The organism is Pseudomonadota bacterium (assembly GCA_010028905.1).
Lineage (GTDB): Bacteria > Vulcanimicrobiota > Xenobia > RGZZ01 > RGZZ01 > RGZZ01.
Window position 1 is genome coordinate 1 of the sequence record RGZZ01000470.1, and the last position, 3,931, is coordinate 3,931.

Annotated in this window: 3 protein-coding genes; all 3 read left to right on the top strand. The window is 67.5% G+C overall.

What is annotated here, in order from left to right; all coding sequences use genetic code 11:
• The first annotated feature begins 368 nt into the window (after window positions 1-368).
• A complete protein-coding gene (locus EB084_21320; GenBank protein ID NDD30805.1) occupies window positions 369-893 on the top strand; it encodes a MerR family transcriptional regulator in 525 nt (174 codons plus the stop codon).
• A gap of 14 nt (window positions 894-907) precedes the next feature.
• The gene (locus EB084_21325; protein ID NDD30806.1) at window positions 908-3,439 is read left to right on the top strand and encodes a VWA domain-containing protein; all 2,532 of its coding nucleotides are present in this window, start codon (window positions 908-910) and stop codon (window positions 3,437-3,439) included.
• A 61-nt stretch (window positions 3,440-3,500) separates the two neighbouring features.
• Window positions 3,501-3,931, top strand: a 431-nt coding sequence (locus EB084_21330; GenBank protein NDD30807.1) for an aminoacyl-tRNA deacylase, incomplete at its 3' end; no start/stop codon positions are given.

Below are 3,931 nucleotides of genomic sequence, written 5' to 3' on the forward strand. Positions count from 1 at the left end.
GCTGCGAGTGCTGCATCAAAATCGACTGCAGCCGTGTGACGAAGACGCGAGAAGATCGTATCCTTGCGATGGTTGCGCTCCTCCTCATTGCAATGATCATCGGCCTTCTCGTCTATCTTCAGACCCTGCGCCACCAGCCCGTCTCTGTGCCAAGCCCCTCGCCAGCGGCAAGGGTCGTGGCGCCATCACCCTCCCCCTCCGTTCGAAGAGCCGCTCCCGCCAAGAAGCCAACGCCCTCCAGATCAGCGCATCCACTGAAGCACTAGCGGCTTCTCAGCGCCTTTCTCTCCCGTTGCGATCCCACCACCCGTCTTGCATCGCGCACTAAACTTGACATCATTACAGCATTTAAGTACAATACTGTTACAATGACCGCCGACCCCTGGCCCTACTCCCTGGAAGCCCTCTGCAGCGAGACCGTGCGGTGCCTCGAGCACTACGGCCTGCGCGACAGCGCTTCCGATCAACGGGTGTCTGCGGCGCCGGACGGGCGCACCGTCCGCTACTACACCAGCCTCGGCCTGCTCGACCGCCCGCAGATCGAGGGGCGGCAGGCCCGCTACAGCGCGCGTCACCTCGTGCAGCTGCTCGCCGTCAAGGCGCTTCAGTCGCAAGACCTCGCCCTCGCCGACATCCAGAAACGCCTCTATGGACGTTCAGAGCCCGAGCTGCTGGCGATCATCGAGGCCGCCGCCATCTCGCGAACCCCCACCCAACCCGCGTTCACGCCCGTGGTGTGGCGCGAGATCACCATCGAGCCCGGCCTCAAGATCATGGTCGAAGACGGCTGGACCCTCCCAGACGACAGCGCGCGCCTCGAGGCGCGCCTGCTCGCGGCGCTGGAAGCGCTGCGCGAGCGCCCCTCGCACCCCCACCTCAGACAGAAATCGTGAATGGAGGACGCCCCATGACCCTCGTCGAGACTCCGCTGCCCCTGCTCGCATTCAAGGACGAGACCATCACGCGCGGCTTCGGCCTGCTCGAGGTGAAGCCCCAGAACGGTCCCACCCAGCTTCCCCTGCAGCGCGTCGACATCAGCGCGCGGGTCGTCGACCGCTTCGCCGTCACCACCATGACCGAGACCTTCCGCAACACGTTCGAAGAGCCGCTCGAAGCCACGTATGTGTTCCCCCTTCCCGGCGGTGGGGTGGTTACCGATCTGGAGATGCACGTGGGTGGAAAGGTGCTGCGTGGAGCCATCGAGGAGCGCGCGCAGGCCCAGCGCCAGTACGTCCAGGCCCTCGACGACGGCAAGCGCGCGGCCCTGCTCGAGAAGGAGCGAGACGGCGTGTTCACGGTTCAAGTGGGCAATATCGCACCCGATGAATCGGTGAAGATCATCATCACCTGGTCAGAGCGCCTCCCCTATTTCGACAACGGAACGGTCGAGCTCCGCCTGCCGCTGGTCGTCGCACCGCGCTACATCCCAGGCACCCCCCTCGACCGACCGAGTGTGGGCGTGGGCACCGAGAGCGACACCGACCGCGTTCCCGACGCATCGCGCATCACCCCGCCGCGCCTCGCCGAAGGCTTCGATCCGAAGGTGGGCCTTCACATCGAGGTCGACCTCAACGACGGCAACCTCGCCGATCTCGAGTGCTCGCAGCACGCCACGCGTCTAGGCCTCGACAGCGGCCACGCTCGGGTGACACTGGCCCGTGAGGGAGAGCGGCTGAACCGCGACTTCGTGCTGCGCTGGCGGGTGGCCCGCGCTGAGGTCTCCGCCTCGCTCTGGGTGAGCCGCGCTGGGGAGAATACCCACGCCGCGCTGTCCATCGTGCCACCGCGGCCCGAGGGCTTCATGGGTCGTCCCCGCGATGTCGTGTTCGTGCTCGATCGCTCGGGCTCGATGGAGGGGTCGAAGATGGTGTCTGCGGCGCGCGCCTGCGCCATCCTCCTCAACACCCTGGGACCACGCGATCGCTTCGCCATCGAGCTGTTCGATGACCGGGTCGACTGGCTCGAACCGCTCACGGGAGACACCGTGAGCACCCCCTCACAGCCCTTCGCCGTCGCCGACGAAGCCGGCATCGAGGTGGGCGAGCGGTTCCTGCGCGGCGTGGAGGCCCGCGGCGGCACCGAGATCGGCAGCGCCCTCGACAGCGCGCAGCACATGCTCTCAAAGAACGAAGACGAGGGCATGCGCGCCGCCATCATCATATTGCTCACCGACGGCCAGATCGGAGACGAAGGTCACGTGCTCGAAAAGGTGAGCCAGAGCAGCGGCGACACCCGCATCTTCACCGTGGGCATCGACACCGCTGTGAACGAGGGCTTCTTGAACCGACTCGCCGCCCTGGCGGGAGGCACCGCGGCCTTCGTGGCGCCGGGCGCGCACCTCGAAGGTGCCCTGCAGGCCGTGGGGCGCGAGATCGGCGTGCCGCTCGTCACCGACGTGACCGTGGAAGGCCCCACCATCGAGCGCGATTCAGTCGTGCCCGCGCGCATGCCCGACCTCTTCGCCGGACGCGCCGCCACGGCGTACCTGGCGATGAAGAAGCCGGGCGAAGTGCGCGTGCGCGGGCGATATGCAGATGGCAGCGCACTCGACATCACCGTTCCAGCCAGCACTGTCGACACGCCCGCCATCGGCCAGCTCTGGGCGCGCGGACGCATCAGCGACCTCGAAGATCGCTACCGCCTCGAGCCTGAGAAGCAGGCCGCCATCAAGAAGCAGATCATCACCCTGTCGAAGGCGCACCACGTGCTCACACGGTTCACCGCATTCGTGGTCGTCGACGAAGAGGTCGTGAACGCCACGGGCAAGCGCCGAAGGGTCACCCAGGCGGTGGAGATGCCGGCCGAGTGGGAGATGGATGCATACAGTGCGACGCGATCGCTCACCGTTGGCGCGGTCGCGCAGTCCCTGTCAACGGGTGGAGCGGCCAAGCGCGTGCGCGCCGCGATTCCGCCCTCGGCGTCCCCGCCGATGGCGCCCCCGCCCATGGCATTCTCGTGTGCGGAGGCGCCTGACGAGTTCGCGCTTGCGAGTCCCGCCAGAATGATGGGCAGCCCAGCAGACCGCAGCATCGAAGGAGTGAAAGAGATCAGGTCGTCGCTGCCCCCTCCCGCCACGGTGCTCGACGTGATCGAGGCCATCGACGCCGTGCGCGACGCCATCGCCACCCTGCTGACCGACCTGCGGGCCGGGCGACGTCCCAAGGCCACGGCATTGAAGCGGGCGCAGCGACAGCTCACCCAGGTGCTCGGGCGCCGCCACGACGCGAGCCAGTTCGCGCTGCTGCAGCGCTTCCGCCGCACCGCCCTGCCGGAGATGCTCGCCGCCCTCGACGACGCCTCCCTCCCCCCCGCAAGCCTGGTGCCGCTCTTCGAGCGCGGCACCCAGACCCTCGATGACGCCACTGCCGAAGCGCGAGGCCTGATGGGCTCGGGGCACGAACCCACCCCCCAGACCCCCTACTGGGAGTCTTCGATCTGAGCGCACGAGCAGGGCACGGGGGAGACCCCGCGCCCTGCTCCGCGCAGAGAAGAGACACGCCATGTCCGACGCCACCCCCATCACCATGGCCGTTCGCCAGCTGCGCGCCAGCGGCGTCGACTTCGTTCCCCGGCCCTACAAGTACGAAGAGCGCGGCGGCACCGCCGTGTCGTCACGTGAGCTCGGCGTCGATGAGCACAAGGTGATCAAGACCCTGGTGATGCACGACGAGAACCGCAAGCCGCTCATCGTGCTCATGCACGGCGACCGCGAGGTCTCGACCAAGGCGCTCGCGCGTCACCTCGGGTGCAAAACCGTAAGCCCGTGCCCGCCCGATGTGGCCGAGAAGCACACCGGCTACAAGACCGGCGGCACGAGCCCGTTCGGGCTGCGAAAGCCCGTTGCCATCTACGTCGAGGCCACCATCCTCGACCTCGGTCGCATCTGCATCAACGGCGGTCAGCGCGGGTTCTTGGTGGAGATCGCCCCCCG

Excerpts from the sequence above, each read along its gene's own strand:
- EB084_21325 (NDD30806.1), top strand. The coding sequence starts at position 908 with ATGACCCTCGTCGAGACTCCGCTGCCCCTGCTCGCATTCAAGGACGAG.
- EB084_21320 (NDD30805.1), top strand. The coding sequence starts at position 369 with ATGACCGCCGACCCCTGGCCCTACTCCCTGGAAGCCCTCTGCAGCGAG.